We start from the raw sequence: 17,432 nt of genomic DNA, 5'->3' as shown, positions 1-17,432 counted from the left end.
ATGGGTGATCCGTGACGAATTGACAGCCGATTCCGCTTGACCTTTGGGTCTGCACTCTGTTGAACCCTGCGGGTGTCTTTCACTGCTCAAGGTGGCTGTCCCAGATGGACGATCAGAATAAGAATCTCATCCTCGCAACCGCGCTCAGCTTTCTGGTGATCCTGGTCTGGTTCGTGCTGTTCCCCCCGCCGGAGCCCAGCACAGTGGCAGAGGATGCCGAGATCGCGGCAATAGATGAGGCCGAGATTCAAACGCCCAGCGCCACTGCAAGTGGCACCGTAGGTGAAGCAACCGCCGCCGCCGAAGACACGCTACCCGAAGAACAGGCCCCGCGCGTAGACATCGATACGCCCCGCCTAAAAGGCAGCCTTTCACTGTCGGGCGGACGTATCGATGAGCTGTTCCTGAAAGATTACAAGGTCTCGATTGAAGAAGACGCACCGATTGTCGAACTGCTGTCGCCGGTTGGATCAAATTCTGCCTACTACGCGCTGTATGGCTGGGCGCCGGGCACGGGCGTTTCGGGCGAAGACGTCCCCGGCCCCAACACGTTGTGGGTACTCGAAAAGGGTGAAACCCTGAGCCCGGACAGCCCCGTAACGCTGGCGTGGGAGAACGGTAACGGGCTAACCTTTCGCCGCACCATCTCGGTTGATGACAACTACATGTTCTCGGTGACCCAATCCGTCGAAAACGCCACCGCGTCCGAGGTCAGCATGGCCCCCTATGGCATTCTGGCCCGCCACGGCATTGGCGAGGATGGCGATCTGCCTGGCTTGAAAAACTTCTTCATCCTGCATGAAGGCGTGATGGTCATGGCAGACGGTGTTCTAGACGAAGTTGCCTACAAGAAAGTCCGCGATTTCGACATCGATCCGAACGAACGCGCACAGGCGGAGGTGTATCAAATCAAAGACGGCGGCTGGGTTGGTTTCACAGACCACTATTGGATGACGACCCTGATCCCAGAAAAAGATGCGACTTTCAAGGCCGCGGCAAAATACGACGCGCGCCGCAAAATCTATCAGACCGAGACGGTATTGCCCACGATCACCGTTGCTCCGGGGACCACTGAAGAGGCTACGACGCAGCTGTTTGCAGGAGCGAAAGAGTGGGAAACCATTCGCGAATATCAAACTGCGGGCGTTCAGAAATTCCTTGAGAGCATTGATTGGGGCTGGTTCTCGTTCCTGACCAAGCCGATTTTCTGGCTGCTTCACAATATCCATGCCTTGATCGGCAATATGGGCTGGTCGATCATCGGTCTGACGCTGATCATCAAGGCCATTCTGTTCCCGCTGGCGTTCAAATCCTACATCTCGATGGCGAAGATGAAGGAATTGCAGCCGCAGATGGAGGCCCTGAAAGAAGCCGCTGGCGATGACCGTCAGAAGATGCAGCAGGGCATGATGGAGCTGTACAAGAAGGAAAAGGTGAACCCGGCTGCGGGCTGTCTGCCGATCCTTATGCAGATCCCTATCTTCTTCTCGCTCTACAAGGTGATCTTTGTCACCATCGAACTGCGGCAGGCCCCCTGGTTCGGCCCGTTCCAAGACCTCAGCGCGCCTGATCCGACCTCGATCTTCAACTTCTTTGGTCTGCTGCCTTGGGCCGCACCTGCGCCCGAAAGCCTGATGGCACTGGTCTTCATCGGCATCCTGCCCTTGCTGTTGGGTATCTCGATGTGGATGCAGCAGAAATTGAACCCGGCCCCAACCGACCCGACCCAAGCGATGATCTTTGCCTGGATGCCTTGGGTCTTCATGTTCATGCTGGGCGGGTTTGCCAGCGGTCTGGTCGTCTACTGGATTGCGAACAACACCATCACATTCACGCAGCAATATCTGATCATGCGCAGCCAGGGATATACGCCGGATGTGTTCGGCAATATTAAATCGGGCTTCAAGCGCACACCTAAGACGGATGACAAATGAGCGGCACGGTAAGCTGCATATGGCGGCATCCCATCAAAAGCCATGGGCGGGAGAGCCTGACTGAAGTGACATTGACCCCCGGGCAGACCATGCCCGGGGATCGCGTCTGGGCGGTCGCACATGAAGCCTCAAAGGCTGATGGATCAAAATGGGTGCCCTGCGCCAATTTCAGCCGTGGGTCGAAAGCGCCCGGCCTGATGGCGATATCGGCTGAGCTTGAAGGGGAAACACTTACCCTCAGCCATCCCGACAGGCCCGATCTGCGCTTTGATCCGGAGAATGAACAGGAGGTGTTTCTGGACTGGGTGAAGCCTTTGATGCCTGCTGACCGAGCCGCCTCGGCGCGGATCATTCGTGTTCCCGGTCGCGGCATGACGGACAGTGACTACCCCTCAATCAGCCTGTGCAACATGGCTTCGCACCGCGCGGTTGCGCAGAAGCTGGGGCAGGATTTGTCGATCGCACGCTGGCGCGGCAATATCTGGTTCGATGGTCTGCCTCTGTGGGAAGAATTCGAGTGGCTGGGCAAGAAGGTTCAGATTGGCGAGGCCGTGCTGCATGTGCGCGAGCGGATCGTGCGTTGCATGGCCACCACAGCCAATCCTGAAACCGGTGTGCGGGATGCAGACACGCTGGGCGCATTAAACAGCTGGGATCATCAGGATTTCGGCGTCTATGCCGAGGTGATCAAAGGCGGCAGGATCAGCCTGGATGACAAGGTTCAGGTGCTATGACCGTCCTGCCCTTTCCCCTAACCGAAGACCCAGATGAAATTTCGCTGGAGCGCGGGCGCAAGCTGTTTGCAGGACCGTCGGAATTCGTCAAAGGCGTCGTGGCCATGAACGGCCTGCCTGCCCCTGACAGGCTTGAGGTCTGTTTTGCCGGGCGGTCCAACGTCGGCAAATCCAGCCTGATCAACGCGCTGACCGGGACCAAGGGTCTGGCACGCGCCTCAAACACCCCCGGCCGCACGCAAGAGATCAACTTTTTCACCCAGGGCCCCGAGCTGTATCTGGTAGACCTTCCCGGCTATGGCTACGCAAACGCTCCGGTTAAGGTGGTTGAGAAATGGCAGCGACTGCTCAAACAATACCTAAGCGGGCGGCAAACCCTGCGACGGGCCTTTGTGCTGATCGATTCACGCCACGGCGTAAAAGCCGTCGACGATGAGATCATGAAGCTGCTGGATACGAGCGCGGTGACTTTTCAATGCGTGATGACCAAGGCCGATAAGGTCAAAGCACAAGATCGGGAAAAGGTGCTGGATCAGGTCCGCACGGCCCTGTCCAAACATCCAGCAGCCTACCCCGAGATTGTGCTGACCTCGTCCGAGAAGGGTGACGGTGTCCCAACACTCCGCTCTATAATTGCACATCTCGAATGACCCTGATCCTGCGTGCCATAGGCGCTCTGACCCTGCTTGCACTGCTGACGACCGGTGCAATCCCTCAGGGTTGGATGCCAGCGCAGGACAATAACGGCAAGATACTGCTGGTGCTCTGCACCGGAGAAGGCACAGTTGAACAATGGGTCGACCTAGACGCGGATGAACCAGTTCACGACGATGGCGACACGCGCATCATGTGCCCTTTTGCAGGGCTGACAGCTGACGCAAACATACCCAGTTACTCTGTGATCATTCCGGCGGATCTTCATATTCAGCCTCGCTGGGACCATTCGGACTTCACCCATCGCAGCGCTGGTTTCTACACGCGCTACGACGCCCGCGGGCCACCTCAAGTCTCCTGAAACAGCAACCACTTTTCACCCTGCGTGCCACGCGTGCGGGGCATGTCTGCATATGGAGATTTTCTAATGGCAATCGATAGCCAAAATCCGGGCACGGCCCAAGCGCAGGATACAATTGCGCAAAAATTCTACTTCGCCGCCTGGCGGTGGCACTTCTATGCCGGGATTTTCGTGATCCCGTTCCTCATCATATTGGCCGTGACCGGTTTGATGATGATGTTCATCACCCAGTTCGATGGACGTGACGGAGAAAAAATCGGCGTCACGATTGACGGCACCGCCCTGCCCGTCTCGCAACAGGCCGAGGTCGCGCTGAATGAAATGCCCGGTCAGGTCGTGGAATGGATCGGTCCCAAGGCCGAAAATCTGGCCACCGTGTTCCGCATCAAGACCGAAGCCGGGCACCGTATGGTTGCCGTCGACCCCTATGCCGGTCAGGTGATCGAAGTCTGGGATCGCCGTGCGGGTTGGTACGATCTGGCGGACAATATCCATTCAACCCTTTTGATCGGCACCACCGGTGACCGTATTCTGGAAATTGCTGCGGGTCTAAGTTTGGTTCTGGTCTTCACTGGCCTTTATCTGTGGTGGCCCCGTGGCAATACACTGGCCGCCCTTGTCCCGAACCTGAAGGCGCGCGGTCGGGGGCTTTGGAAATCGCTGCACGCTGTGGTTGGCTTCTGGATGTCGCTGCTGCTGATCGTATTCCTGATCTCTGGCCTATCTTGGGCCGGGGTCTGGGGCGGCATGATCGTCCAACCCTGGAGCAGTTTCCCCGCCGAGAAATGGGACGATGTTCCGCTATCGGACGAAATCCACGCCAGCATGAACCATGGGCATCAGAACGATGTCCCTTGGGTGTTAGAACAGACCCCAATGCCCGCTTCGGGTTCGGATGTGGGGATCACAGGCGTGCCAGAGGGGGCAACCGTCGATATCGACGCGTTGGTCGAACTCGGCACTGCTCTGGGCATGGCTGAACGGTTCCGGGTGGCCTATCCCGGCGGAGAAGCGGCGGTATGGACGTTGAACCGCGACAGCATGAGCAGTGACTCGACCGATCCGGTGAACGATCGGACCGTACATGTGGATCAGTACACAGGCAAAATCCTGGCCGATGTGCGGTATGCGGATTATTCGCTGATGGGCAAGGCCATGGCTGTTGGCATCCCGCTGCATATGGGGCTGATGGGCATATGGAACTTTGTCTTGAACTTGGTCTTCTGCCTGTCGGTGATCTTTGTCTGCGTCTCGGGCGTGGTGATGTGGGTCAAGCGACGCCCGCAAAAGGCCGGGCGTCTGGCTGCACCTCCAATGCCGGCAGAATTGCCCTTATGGAAAGGTGCTGTTCTGATCGGGTTGTTCACGGCGATGGCCTTCCCATTGGTCGGTTTGACCCTAGTGGCCGTTCTTGCCTTTGACCTGCTCATCCTCAGCAACATTCCCGCGATGAAGCGCGCGATGAGCTAACCTGAACACGGGCCGCGCCAAGCCGGCGCGGCCTCAGATTGCGGCAATTGCCCGGTATGGTCTTGGCAGCCCGGTCCAAACGCCCTAACAGGGTGGATCAAAGGACTGACAGCCATGAAGACACGAGACATGAACCGGGACTGGATCGCCACTGCTGCAACCCTAAATAGCGCCTTGCCTTATCTGCAGCGCTATGACGGCGCCATCGTTGTCATCAAGCTGGGCGGGCACGCCATGGGCAGTGACGAAGCGATGGAGAGCTTTGCCCGCGATGTTGTGTTGATGCGTCAGGTAGGTGTGAACCCGGTCGTCGTGCATGGCGGTGGGCCAATGATCAACGCGATGCTGAAGCAGTTGGATATCCAATCGGACTTCGTGAACGGCAAACGTGTCACCGACAAAGCCACTGTTGAGGTGGTTGAGATGGTCCTGTCTGGCCTGGTCAACAAACGCATCGTTCAAGCGATCAACCGTCAAGGGGGCACCGCAGTGGGCCTGTCCGGCAAGGACGCCAACCTGATGACCTGCGAGCAGACAGATGTCTCACTGGGTTTTGTTGGCACGCCGTCCGAGATGAACCCAAAGGTCCTGCACGACCTGTTCTCGCATGATGTGATCCCGGTCATCGCACCGCTGGGCGCTGGCACAGACGGAGAGACATTCAACGTCAATGGCGATACAGCTGCCGGGGCTATCGCCTCTGCCCTGAAAGCGGATCGCCTGTTGCTGCTGACCGACGTATCTGGCGTTAAAAACGCGGCCGGTGACGTGGTCACCGAGTTGAAAGCCGGTCAAATCCGCGAAATGACCCGAGAAGGCACGATTGCAGGCGGTATGATCCCCAAAACCGAAACGGCGCTAGACGCGTTGCACAGTGGCGTTCGCGCGGTGGTCATTCTGGACGGGCGCGCACCCAATGCGGTGCTGCTGGAGCTGTTCACCGAACACGGTGCCGGGTCTTTGATCCGGCCCGATTGATCTGAGCGCGGAGGGGATATGACAGACCAGGCACACTCCGCAGAGGTCACATATGAAAGCGTTGAACACGCGGCGCAGCAGGTCGGCCTGATTGTCATGGGCGCACTGCATCCGCATAAGACCGACGCAAAGCAGCTTGACGGGGGAACGTTGATCCTGCTGGGCGCAGGACCAGAGTTCTGGCCCGCGCTCAAATCCGCACCTGAGTGGCGAGGTCGCGATCCGGTAGACAGTTGGTCTCTGCGCGTTGTCGGACAGTTGGCGCAGCAGATGCGTGCCGAGGCACATTTCCCATTCGGTGGCCCGCCCTATGCCCCATTCATCGATTGGGCGCTTAAATCCGGGCGGACCTTCAGTAGCCCTGTTGGCGCCTTGGTTCATGATACTATGGGCATGATGATCTCATTTCGCGGCGCGCTGCATTTTTTGCAGGAGTTTGACATCCCCAAAGCCGAAGCGGCATCTCCTTGCACTACCTGCACTGCGCCCTGCACGCAAACCTGCCCGGTGGGGGCCTTGAACGATCTAAGTTTTTACAATGTGGACACCTGCCACCAGCACCTTTCCACACCCGAAGGCCAAACCTGCATGACAGGCGGCTGCCTTGCTCGGCTGGCCTGCCCGATCAGCGCGCAGTCCGGGCGGGACCCGGAACAATCCGCCCACCATATGAGAGCATTTCACCCCTCATGACCCGTACGCTGATCCTGACCCGACATGCAAAATCCAGTTGGGACAGCCTCATACTGCCGGATCACGACCGGCCCTTGAACAAACGCGGGCGTAAATCTGCGCCGGCAGTCGCCGAATGGCTGCGCAGCAATGGCTGGCTGCCGGATGAGGTGCTTTGTTCCACTGCAGCTCGTACGCGCGAAACCTGGGACCGGATGGGGCTGCAAGCCGATAGAGCGCGTTTTCTGCGCACGCTCTATCACGCAGGCCCGAAGGATATGCTAGACGTGCTATCCGGGGCCACCGAGCCCACCGTTCTGATGCTGGGACACAACCCCGGCATTGCCGACTTCGCCAACCGCATTGTTCGCCAGCCACCGGATCACCCGCGCTTCTACGACTACCCTACCTGTGCGACGACTGTGATCCGCTTTGAAAGCGATGACTGGGCGCAAGTGAATTGGAACAGTGGGTTGGTTTTGGGCTTTACGATCCCGCGTGAGCTTCTGGCATGAAAAAAGGCGGGGTCAAACCCCGCCTTTTCTATTCGTTTCTCTGGGATCAGTGCCCCAGAATCTGGCTCAGGAACAGCTTGGTCCGTTCGCTCTGCGGATTGTTGAAGAACTCTTCCGGTTCATTCTGCTCAACAATCTGGCCAGCATCCATAAAAATCACGCGGTTGGCGACCTGACGGGCAAAGCCCATTTCATGGGTCACGCACAGCATGGTCATGCCTTCTTCGGCCAGCTCGATCATGGTGTCGAGCACCTCTTTGATCATCTCGGGGTCCAGCGCCGATGTCGGTTCATCGAACAACATGATCCGTGGCATCATGCAGAGCGAACGGGCAATCGCCACACGCTGCTGCTGACCACCGGACAGCTGACCGGGGTACTTCAGCGCCTGATCCGGAATCTTCACCTTTTCCAGGAAATGCATCGCGCGCTCTTCGGCCTCTTTCTTCGGCGTTTTGCGCACCCAGATCGGGGCCAGCGTGCAGTTCTCCAGAATGGTCAGGTGCGGGAACAGGTTGAAGTGCTGGAACACCATGCCAACCTCGGACCGGATCTTGTCGATGTTTTTCAGGTCATTCGACAACTCGATCCCGTCCACCACGATCTTGCCCTGCTGGTGTTCCTCCAGCGCGTTCAGACAGCGGATCAGGGTGGATTTGCCCGAGCCCGACGGGCCCGCGATCACGATCCGCTCGCCCTGATTGACGGTCAGATTGATGTCACGCAGCACGTGGAACGAGCCGTACCACTTGTTCATTCCGTTGATGTCGATGGCGACCTCGTCGCTCACCTGCATCTTCGAGCGGTCGATTTCGCGTTCAATTGCAAGTTCAGACATGTGTTGAACTCCTTAACGATGATCTGTGGCAAGGCGACGCTCGAGCCACTGAGAATATTGAGAAATGCCGTAACAGACGACGAAGAACAGGAGCGAAGCGAACCCTAAGAGTTCCCAATACACACCATTCCATTCGGTTGATGCCAAAATGGGACCCCGGATCATGCCCAACAGATCGAACATTGAGATGACCGAAACCAGAACGGTGTCTTTGAACAGGCCAACGGCCACATTCACGATTCCGGGGATCGAGATCTTCAGAGCCTGTGGCAGGATGATCAGACGCATCGCCTGAGGGTAATCCAGACCAAGGCTGTCTGCTGCCTCATACTGTCCACGTGGAAGCGCTGCCAGACCGCCGCGGATTACCTCGGCGATATAGGCGGCTGAGAACATGGTGATCATGATCACAACGCGCAGGAACAGGTCGACCGTGCTGTCAGGCGGGAAGAAATAGGCCAGCATCACCGAAGCCACAAACAGCAGCGTGATCAGAGGCACGCCACGGATAAACTCGATGAAGATGACACAAACCCACTTGATCAGCGGCATGTCTGACTGACGGCCCAGCGCCAGGGCAATGCCCAGAGGCACCGACAGGGACACACAGGTTACGCCCAGCATCATGTTCAGCATGAAGCCGCCCAGATCACGGCTGGGCACGTATGTCAGCCAGGCATCGTCTGACGCCCCTTCCGGGATCAGAGCAGCGCCCACGTTCCAGATAACAAGTGCAACCACGATGGCGCCAAAGAACCCGGCGGCAAAGCTGTTCTTGCCAAACTTCTGGAAGACTGCACCTGCAGCCACACAGCCCACCAGCGCCACCAAAGGTGCCAGGATCGTACCGCCCCAGATCAGCCAGAAGGCAATGAAGGGATAGAGACCAGTAAAGATCAGCATCTTGCGCGGCAGGTCGAAGAACAGCACCGGTGCGAAGGCAACCAACATCAGCACAAAGGCCAGATTTGGGCGCCAATAGGCGTCAACCGGGTATTTGAACCCATAGATCAGCTGTGGCCAGCGTTCCGTCAGAACCGCGAAACACGCCCCTGTCTTGCCCGCCAGAATCTCGCGGCATTCAGCCAGAGAGTTCGCGTTCCAGACCCCGTTCAGGAACCATGGTAGCGTGTTTTTTAGCAGGATGTAGATCAAGATCAGCGACAGAACTGTCAGGATGGTGTTTGCGACACCCGAGAACAGGTTATCGCGCATCCATTTGACCACACCAACTTCATTTGCCGGTGGGGGTGAAGGCGGAATGGTCCCGTCGGCCACAAATGCGATCGGATTTGTTGTTTGATCGGTCATGGCTCAGCGCTCCTTCAACTTGACGGATGCGTTGTAGAGGTTCATCACCATCGAGATCAGCAGCGAGGCTGTCAGGTAGAACAGCATCAGCAACAGAACACACTCGATCGCGCGACCTGTCTGGTTCAACGTGATACCGCCCAAGGTTGCGGTGATATCTGCGTAACCCACGGCAATCGCCAGCGACGAGTTCTTGGTGATGTTGAGGTACTGCGAAATCAGCGGCGGGATGATCACCCGCAAGGCCTGAGGCAGAACCACAAGGTTCATGATCCGACCCGGGCGCAAGCCCAGCGCCGCTGCGGCCTCGGTCTGACCTTTGTTGATCGCCTGAATACCTGCCCGCACGTTTTCGGCGATGAAGGCACCGGTGTAGATCGACAAGGCAAACCATAGGGCGATCAGCGGACCACCAACTTTGATACCGCCACTGAAGTTAAAGCCCTTGAGCTCTGGAATATTCCAGGTCAACCCCATCAGGACCATCAGAACCACAAAAGGAACAAGCCAAACGCCTAGTTTCACCAGGAGCGTCTGCGGCCGTTCACCTGTTTGTTCCTGCTTAAGCGCCGCGCGTTTTTCAATCTCACGTGAGGCAAACCAGGACCCGACAAGGCCCGCTATCACCAGAAGCCAGCTTAGCAATGTTGAGCCAAACAACGCATTCGTGAATTCTGGCCGCGGAACGTAAACACCCCGGTTGGTGAAGGCAAACGCGTCAAACAGCATCGTCGACGTCGGATCTTCACCTCGGAAGGCGCGTGGCCCCGGCAGCACGGCTGTCATGATGGTGAAGATGATGATGATCCAGATCAGAACCGGAATGTTCCGGAAAATCTCGACATACACCGCCATCAGTTTTGAAACGAGCCAGTTGTTGGACAGGCGCAAGACACCCGCGATCACACCGAATACCGTGGCAGTGATACAGGCGAGAAATGCTACCAGCAGCGTGTTGAGGATCCCAACGACAGCAGCACGGCCATGCGAGGCCTGGCTGTCATATTCGATCAGACGCTGGTTGATGTCATATCCGGCGGCATCGCCAAGGAACGTGTATGAGATATTGAGCCCTGCGGCCCGAAGGTTCTGGATCAGGTTGTTGCCCAGATACCAAATGGATAGCGCAATAGCGATGGCCGCAATCACCTGGAATGTGAGTGATCTGTAGCGGGTATCGTTAATGAGCATCGACAACCGAAAATCAGCTTTCGGTGGGTCAGTCATAGTCGACATATATGGAATCCCCGTGGCTTGCGGACTTTTAACCCCGGCGAGGTATTCCCCGCTCTGTAGCGTCCGCAGCTGTTATGAAAGAAAAGGGCGCAGGTTGCCCCGCGCCCTTTCCCGTGGATGTCTTAGCGGAAAGGCGGCGAATACAGCAGGCCGCCTTCGGTCCACTGAGCATTCAGGCCGCGTGCCAGACCGATCGGAGTTTCTTCACCGATGTTCTTGGCAAACACTTCGCCGTAGTTACCATCCGCCTTGATGGCGCGCATAGCCCACTGTGCGTCCAGACCCAGCATCTCGCCCAGGGTACCTTCGGTGCCCAGCAGACGGTTCACTTCCGGGTTGTCGGTGCCAGCTGCCAGCTCGTCGATGTTCGCCGAGGTCACGCCCAGCTCTTCAGCCGAAACCAGCGCGTTCAGGGTCCAGCGGACAACATCGCCCCACTCGTGATCGCCGTGACGGACCAGCGGGCCCAGCGGCTCTTTCGAGATGATTTCGGGCAGCAGGACGTGGTCACCGGGGTTTTCGAACGTGGCGCGGGTTGCGGCCAGGCCCGAAGCATCGGTGGTGTAAACGTCACATGCGCCAGCCAGATACTGCTGTTGGGCTTCGGCGTTGGTTTCGATCGGTACCGGTTCGTAGCTGATGTTGTTGGCACGGAAGAAATCGGCCAGGTTCAGCTCGGTTGTGGTGCCGGTCTGGATGCAGACGGTTGCGCCGTCCAGCTCCTTGGCCGAAGTCACGCCCAATGCCTTGGGAACCATAAAGCCTTGACCGTCATAGTAGTTCACGCCAGTGAATTCGAATTTCAGGTCAACGTCGCGGCTGAAGGTCCATGTGGTGTTACGGGCTAGCATGTCGATCTCACCCGACGCAAGCGCGGTAAAGCGCGTCTTGCCGGTGGTCGGCACGAATTCAACAGCGTTTGCATCGCCCAGAACTGCGGCTGCAACGGCACGGCACAGCGAAACGTCAAAGCCTTTCCATTCGCCATTCGCATCTGGTGCCGCAAAGCCAACCAGACCGGTGGTCACACCACAGTTCAGAGTACCGCGCGCCTTGACGTCATCGATAGTACCCGCCACTGCAGCGCTTGCGGCCAGACCGGCAACTGTTGCCGCGCCCAAGATTACGGATTTTTTCATTTTTACCTCTTCCTGATTTTCCGCCCCTTTGCGGGACGGCTCTATCCGGCAAAGTGGATGCCGGTAAGGTTACCCCAAAGGTGTCTCCCCTTTAGTGGGCACGAGTTTGGTCGCATTCATAAACAAACGTCAAGTGCCCGATCATGGAAATCGATTTATCACACCCTACGGCAGCGTTAACACGGCCAGTTTTTTAGCCGAGAGCGATCAAAACGATAGATCAAAGAAGGATTTAGCATGCAGAAAGGCCGCTTTCTTGGTCTCGGCTGCGGCGTGGGCCTCGTCATCGTGGCCCCATTGTTCGATCTGCCAGTCTTCGTCCAGACGCGAAATGCGCCAAATCTCATCCGGTTCGCGCCAATTCAAGGCAGCTGCAAAGCCCAGAATCAACGACCCCGACAGACCCACCAGGTCATGGAATGCAGCCAATTGAAACGCATCCATCCCATGAACCCGTTCCCGCAGCCGCTCCAGCGCGTCTTCGGATTGCGGTTTGTGCAAGACGCCTGACACCGGGACCAACCGGGCTGACAGGGTTTCAGCGGCCCAATCCAAGGCCGGGTCCCATTCGACCGCTTGACGGTCTTGTAGCGCCTGAGGATGCGTTGCGCGATAGCAGAGCAGATCGGAATCCCCATAGTCGGACAACATCGCAGCCACTTCGCTATGCTGGGTTCGAACCTTATCAATAGCAGCATTGGCTGAACGCGTGTAAGGCATGGTGGCGGGATCCACCTCTTTCTCTTGCGCGTCCCATTCGGCGGCGATCTCCATGGCCATGGCCTCTGTGGGCAAGATCAACGCCTGTTTAGCAGGGGTTTTGACCCGGCGGCCATCCAGCTCAACCGTATGCCCACCATCGACCTTGACCACTGCGCTGTGCGTCCAAAAGCGTTTCGGTTTCCAATCGCTCATGTGTCAGTTCCAGATATGGGCCAGCGCCTCAGGCAACTGGTCGAAGGTTTCAATAACGCAGACAGCCGCGTTCAATGCAGATCGATCATGGTAGCCCCAATCGACACCGATCCCGGCCACCCCTGCTGCGGCAGCCATATCCATGTCATAGCTGGTATCCCCGATCATCACGGCATTCACGGCCTCAACCCCGGTTTCGGCCAACGCGGTCTGAACCATCGAAGGATGCGGTTTCGACGGGTGATGATCAGCCACCTGACGGGTGACGAAATACCCTTGGAGCCCATACGCCTCGATCAACGCGTCCAGTCCACGTTGCGACTTGCCTGTTGCCACTCCCAGCAGGATGTCCGGCACCGCATGCAGGGCTTCAATCGCCGCGCGCGCACCGGGATAGAGCGGCGAACTGGCCGCCCCAAGGTTCGAGCGATGCGCGTGGAAGGCCCGCTTATAGCCATCGACCAACTGCGCCTGCACCAAATCGGATTGATCCGGAACCAGTCGCGCAATCGCTTGTGGCAGCGATAGGCCCACAATCGACAGGATTGCCTCACGCGACGGAGCGGGGACTGATGCGTCCTGAAAACTCGTGGTCATGCAATGGACGATGCTGCCCTGACTGTCGACCAGAGTGCCGTCGACATCGAACAGGACCAATCGCAAGGGTGTGCTCATTGCAGTTCCTCAAACGGGTCATCCGAGGCCAGATCCTCGGTCCAACCGAACGTGTCCCAGCTGTGTTTCATATGCTCGGGCAAGGGCGCTTCGATTGTGACCGGCTTGCGCGTCACGGGATGCTGGAAAGACGCGCTGCGTGCGTGCAGATGCAGTTTCTTGCTGATAATCCCGCCCAGTTGCGCGCCCCAGCCATCACCAAGGTTTTCCTGACCAGAGCCGCCGTATTTGCCATCTCCGATGATCGGATGCCCGATCGCAGCCATATGTGCGCGCAGTTGATGGGTTCTACCTGTAATTGGCTCCATCGCCACCCAGGCGGCACGACCTGCAACACGGTAGAGCGTGGCATAAAGCGTATGGGCACGTTTCGCACCGGGCGTGCTGTCGATGTCACCCATATGGACGGGGATCATTTTTTCACCCTCACCCTGCTTGCCATGGCCCGATGCCTTGACCAGACCAGTCTTGATCTCGCCCAGATAAGGCGTCGGCACCCCAGCAACCAAAGCCCAATAGATTTTGCGTGTATCGCGGTGGCGGAACGCAGCAGTCAGACCCTTGGCAGCCTCACGCGTGCGGGCCAACAACAAAACGCCCGAGGTGTCCTTGTCCAAGCGATGTACCAGCCGCGGGTTCTCATCATAGCCAAAGCGCAAGGCCTCGGACAGGCTGTCCACATGGCGTGTCTGACCGCTGCCACCCTGGACCGGCAGGCCATGCGGCTTGTTCAGCGCAAGCACATGATCGTCGCGGTAGATCACGCAGGACTGGATCATTTTTGCATCCGCATCGGAAACGCGTCGTTTCACCTCAACAGGTTTGTGATCCGCATCAGGTAAAGGCGGCACGCGCACAATCTGCCCCACCTCCAGCCGAGTCGAGGCCTTAGCGCGGCTGCCATCCACGCGTAGTTCACCTTTGCGGCACATCTTTTCGATACGCCCCTGGCTGACATGCGGGAACAGGCGGCGCAGCCAGCGATCCACTCGCTGATCTCCGTCGCCCTCTGCGACCGTAATCATCTGAACACCGCTCATGCCATTGCCCTTCGTACCGGGCGTCTGTCCCGCCCGGATTGTGCTTTGCCAACTATCCTAGAAAACATGCGCGTCTGTCGCCTGCAACGGCGCAAGAGTCAAGCAACCGGCGGCCCACCAAATGCTCGGCAAACACCAATTCCACCAACTCTGGTGTGGAAGCATCTGGTCTATCCTGCGTTACCCGCTGTTGCGCTGCGCTCGGAGCTTGGCAAAATAGTCGAGCCGCTTCTTCAACTCACGCTCGAACCCGCGTTCGACCGGTTGATAGAGCGGTTCTCGCTCCACGCCGTCGGGAAAGTAGTTCTGGCCAGAAAACCCATCCTCGGCGTCATGATCATAAGCATAGCCCGCACCATAGCCCTGATCCTTCATCAGCAATGTCGGCGCGTTCAGGATGTGTTTGGGCGGTGGCGTGCTGCCGGTCTTCTTGGCCAACCGCATCGCAGCCTTATAGCCCACATAGGCCCCGTTCGATTTCGGTGCGAGCGCCAGATAAACCAGCGCCTGTGCCAGCGCCAACTCACCCTCGGGTGAACCGAGCCGTTCGTAGGTTTCCCAAGACTGCAGGCAAACTGCCTGCGCCTGCGGATCGGCCAGCCCGATATCTTCGACCGCCATCCGGGTGATACGCCGCGCCAAGAAACGTGGGTCTTCACCCCCGGCCAGCATTCGGGCAAACCAGTAGAGCGCAGCGTCAGGATCCGAGCCCCGCACGGATTTATGCAACGCCGAAATCAGATTGTAGTGCTCATCACCCGATTTGTCGTATTTCGCGGCCCGGCGCATCAGGCGCGTCGACAGTGCATCCGGGTCCAGCGGTGCATCCACCGTCCAGGCGGCCACCTGTTCGATCAGGTTCAGCAGGGCCCGCCCGTCCCCATCTGCCATTTCCTGCAACGCATCCCGCGCAGCGGGTGTCAAAGGCAGCGCTTTGCCCAGTTCCTTTTCTGCACGCTGTGTCAACCGCTCCAGATCAGCCAACCCCAGCCGTTCAAGCACCAGCACCTGAGACCGGCTGAGCACAGCGGCATTCAGCTCGAATGAAGGATTCTCGGTCGTTGCCCCTACCAGCAGGATGGTGCCGTCCTCCATATGAGGCAAAAACCCATCCTGTTGGGCCTTGTTGAACCGATGGATTTCATCGACGAACAACAACGTGCCCTGCCCGTTCTGACGCCGGATCTTGGCAGCCTCGAACACCTTCTTCAGATCTGGAACACCAGTGAAGATCGCGCTGATCTGGACGAAATGCAGATCGGTTTCCTGCGCCAGCAATCGGGCAATCGTTGTCTTGCCAACGCCCGGCGGCCCCCAGAAGATCAGGCTGGACAGGCTGCCAGAGGCCAGCATCACCCCTAGGGGAGCCTCCGGCCCAAGCACCTGTTCCTGCCCGATGACCTCGGCCAGTGTCTGCGGTCGCAGTCTGTCTGCCAGCGGACGGTGCTTGGCCGGCGCGGAGTCTGAACCTGTAGTATCGAACAGATCGCTCATGCCCCTAGAGCCTGAACCGCAATGACAAAGAACGCCCATCACGCTCTAGCGTCATTTGCACCCGACGCCCGGGATCGGTCAGGGCGCGAACCGCATCGCGCGGACGCTCAATCCTGTCACCGTTGATTTCCCCCAAGATGTCTCCGGCGCGCAGACCAGCACGCGCACCATACGGGCCGGGGTCAACAACAACGACCCCCGTTTGCGAGATGCGCAAGCCCAGATCAGATGCCACCGCTGGGTTGACCCGTGCAATCGTCAATTCGGGCAGCACGGTGTCTTCGGTTGTGGTCGTTTTCTCGGCATCCGGTGTTTCTGGAGCTTGAATCAGTGCAACTTCGACCTCGGCACTCTCATCGCCGCGTAGCCGAGTCAGTATCGATGTCCCGCCAACCCCCGCAACTGACATGCGGAACTTCATTTCAGCTGGAGAGTTAACCTCATCCCCGTCCACATGGGTCACGACATCGCCAACCCTCAGCCCGGCTTCTGCCAAAGGGCTAAGCTCATGCAGGTTGGAAATCACGACACCCAATGGGATGGCCAGACCCAGCGACTCGGCGATATCGGCACTCATGTGCTGGCCGGTGATCCCGGCCCATGGGCTGATGAAACTGTTATTGCCTTCTTGCGCCTGCCGCAGAAATTCCGCCACCAGATTGGCCGGTATCGCGAATCCGATCCCGTTCGAGCCGCCCGACCGGGTCAAAATCGAGGTATTGATTCCGATCAGATCGCCATTCACATCGATCAGCGCGCCGCCCGAGTTGCCCGGATTGATCGCCGCGTCGGTCTGAATGAAATAGCCCCGTGCGTTACCCGTGGCCGTGCCTGTGCGGGCCAACCCTGAGATGATGCCCGACGATACGGTCTGCCCAACGCCAAAGGGGTTCCCAATCGCCAACGCGAGTTCACCCACCTCAACCTGATCGGAATCGCGCAAGTTCAGGTGGGGTAGATCGGAAGCCTCTTCTAGGCGCAGGATCGCGATGTCGCTTTCCTCATGCCCAAGAACAACGGTCGCCGAAAACTCCCTCCGGTCAGTTGTGACCACACGGATTTCGGTCGCCGAGCCCACAACATGGAAATTTGACACAACATACCCGTCACCAGACAGGATAACGCCAGAACCCAGAGAGTTCTGGACGCGCGGCTGTGGCGCCCCAAATCCACCGCCGAAGAAATCCTGAAAGAACGGATCCGAGAACAGGGAATTGTTACGTCCCTGTCGGATGATCTTGGCATAGATGTTCACCACCGCCGGCGCCGCCTGTTTCACAACCGGCGCAAAACCAAGACTGATTTCGGCCTGCGATTGCGGAACCCGTGTTTCGGCCGTGGCAAAGGATGCCGATAGAATGGAGAAAGCTAAAACTGTCGCGCGAAGCATTCCGACCTCAATCTTCAGAGACCCGTAGGATATGCGGCCAGACAGCCGGCATTGCAAGCTCGGCACCCGCGACTGC

17 protein-coding genes are annotated in these 17,432 nt (G+C 58.1%); 8 read left to right on the top strand and 9 right to left on the bottom strand.

Annotated elements, in window-relative coordinates; translation table 11 throughout:
* The first annotated feature begins 104 nt into the window (after nt 1–104).
* The 8 genes from yidC to ABLN87_RS12890 all read left to right on the top strand — a co-directional run bounded on the left by yidC (nt 105) and on the right by ABLN87_RS12890 (nt 7,318).
* Entirely contained in the window at nt 105–1,934 is a 1,830-nt protein-coding gene (gene yidC / locus ABLN87_RS12925) for a membrane protein insertase YidC (RefSeq protein WP_353010808.1), read from the top strand.
* A complete protein-coding gene (locus tag ABLN87_RS12920) occupies nt 1,931–2,668 on the top strand; it encodes an MOSC domain-containing protein (protein ID WP_353010806.1) in 738 nt (245 codons plus the stop codon). The genes yidC and ABLN87_RS12920 overlap by 4 nt, the downstream gene beginning before the upstream one ends.
* Nucleotides 2,665–3,318 (top strand): ribosome biogenesis GTP-binding protein YihA/YsxC, encoded by a 654-nt coding sequence (gene yihA, locus ABLN87_RS12915; RefSeq protein WP_353010804.1) that lies wholly within the window; start codon nt 2,665–2,667, stop codon nt 3,316–3,318. The genes ABLN87_RS12920 and yihA overlap by 4 nt, the downstream gene beginning before the upstream one ends.
* Nucleotides 3,315–3,683: a DUF2946 domain-containing protein gene (locus ABLN87_RS12910; RefSeq protein WP_353010802.1), complete on the top strand. Its 369-nt coding sequence runs from the start codon at nt 3,315–3,317 to the stop codon at nt 3,681–3,683. Before yihA ends, ABLN87_RS12910 begins: the two co-directional genes overlap by 4 nt.
* 66 nt (nt 3,684–3,749) lie before the next feature.
* Nucleotides 3,750–5,153 (top strand): PepSY-associated TM helix domain-containing protein, encoded by a 1,404-nt coding sequence (locus ABLN87_RS12905; RefSeq protein ID WP_353010800.1) that lies wholly within the window; start codon nt 3,750–3,752, stop codon nt 5,151–5,153.
* Between the two features lie 114 nt (nt 5,154–5,267).
* A complete protein-coding gene (gene argB, locus ABLN87_RS12900; protein ID WP_353010798.1) occupies nt 5,268–6,131 on the top strand; it encodes an acetylglutamate kinase in 864 nt (287 codons plus the stop codon).
* Between the two features lie 18 nt (nt 6,132–6,149).
* Nucleotides 6,150–6,824: a ferredoxin gene (locus tag ABLN87_RS12895; RefSeq protein ID WP_353010797.1), complete on the top strand. Its 675-nt coding sequence runs from the start codon at nt 6,150–6,152 to the stop codon at nt 6,822–6,824.
* The gene (locus ABLN87_RS12890) at nt 6,821–7,318 is read left to right on the top strand and encodes a SixA phosphatase family protein (protein ID WP_353010795.1); all 498 of its coding nucleotides are present in this window, start codon (nt 6,821–6,823) and stop codon (nt 7,316–7,318) included. Before ABLN87_RS12895 ends, ABLN87_RS12890 begins: the two co-directional genes overlap by 4 nt.
* Before the next feature lie 46 nt (nt 7,319–7,364).
* Here the strand turns inward: ABLN87_RS12890 and ABLN87_RS12885 are convergent, their stop codons facing one another.
* The 9 genes from ABLN87_RS12885 to ABLN87_RS12845 form a co-directional block, all read right to left on the bottom strand.
* Nucleotides 7,365–8,156, bottom strand: coding sequence for an amino acid ABC transporter ATP-binding protein (locus ABLN87_RS12885; RefSeq protein ID WP_353010793.1), 792 nt, complete (start codon nt 8,154–8,156; stop codon nt 7,365–7,367).
* A gap of 12 nt (nt 8,157–8,168) precedes the next feature.
* On the bottom strand, nt 8,169–9,467 hold the full coding sequence (locus ABLN87_RS12880; RefSeq protein ID WP_353010791.1) for an amino acid ABC transporter permease: 1,299 nt from the start codon (nt 9,465–9,467) through the stop codon (nt 8,169–8,171).
* A gap of 3 nt (nt 9,468–9,470) precedes the next feature.
* Nucleotides 9,471–10,703, bottom strand: a complete 1,233-nt coding sequence (locus ABLN87_RS12875) for an amino acid ABC transporter permease (protein WP_353010789.1) — start codon at nt 10,701–10,703, stop codon at nt 9,471–9,473.
* A gap of 122 nt (nt 10,704–10,825) precedes the next feature.
* Nucleotides 10,826–11,842: an amino acid ABC transporter substrate-binding protein gene (locus ABLN87_RS12870; protein ID WP_353010787.1), complete on the bottom strand. Its 1,017-nt coding sequence runs from the start codon at nt 11,840–11,842 to the stop codon at nt 10,826–10,828.
* 207 nt (nt 11,843–12,049) lie between these two features.
* Nucleotides 12,050–12,757: an ATP12 family chaperone protein gene (locus ABLN87_RS12865; RefSeq protein ID WP_353010785.1), complete on the bottom strand. Its 708-nt coding sequence runs from the start codon at nt 12,755–12,757 to the stop codon at nt 12,050–12,052.
* Between the two features lie 3 nt (nt 12,758–12,760).
* Complete coding sequence (locus tag ABLN87_RS12860; protein WP_353010783.1) at nt 12,761–13,432, bottom strand: HAD-IA family hydrolase; 672 nt, start codon at nt 13,430–13,432, stop codon at nt 12,761–12,763.
* On the bottom strand, nt 13,429–14,472 hold the full coding sequence (locus ABLN87_RS12855; RefSeq protein WP_353010781.1) for an RluA family pseudouridine synthase: 1,044 nt from the start codon (nt 14,470–14,472) through the stop codon (nt 13,429–13,431). The genes ABLN87_RS12860 and ABLN87_RS12855 overlap by 4 nt, the downstream gene beginning before the upstream one ends.
* Before the next feature lie 180 nt (nt 14,473–14,652).
* Nucleotides 14,653–15,966, bottom strand: a complete 1,314-nt coding sequence (locus ABLN87_RS12850) for a replication-associated recombination protein A (protein WP_353010779.1) — start codon at nt 15,964–15,966, stop codon at nt 14,653–14,655.
* Between the two features lie 4 nt (nt 15,967–15,970).
* Nucleotides 15,971–17,356 (bottom strand): trypsin-like peptidase domain-containing protein, encoded by a 1,386-nt coding sequence (locus tag ABLN87_RS12845; RefSeq protein WP_353010777.1) that lies wholly within the window; start codon nt 17,354–17,356, stop codon nt 15,971–15,973.
* Nucleotides 17,357–17,432: the final 76 nt, after the last annotated feature.

The organism is Ruegeria sp. SCP10 (genome assembly GCF_040329495.1).
Taxonomy (GTDB): Bacteria; Pseudomonadota; Alphaproteobacteria; order Rhodobacterales; family Rhodobacteraceae; genus Ruegeria.
This window is presented reverse-complemented; position numbering and strand designations above follow the sequence as displayed.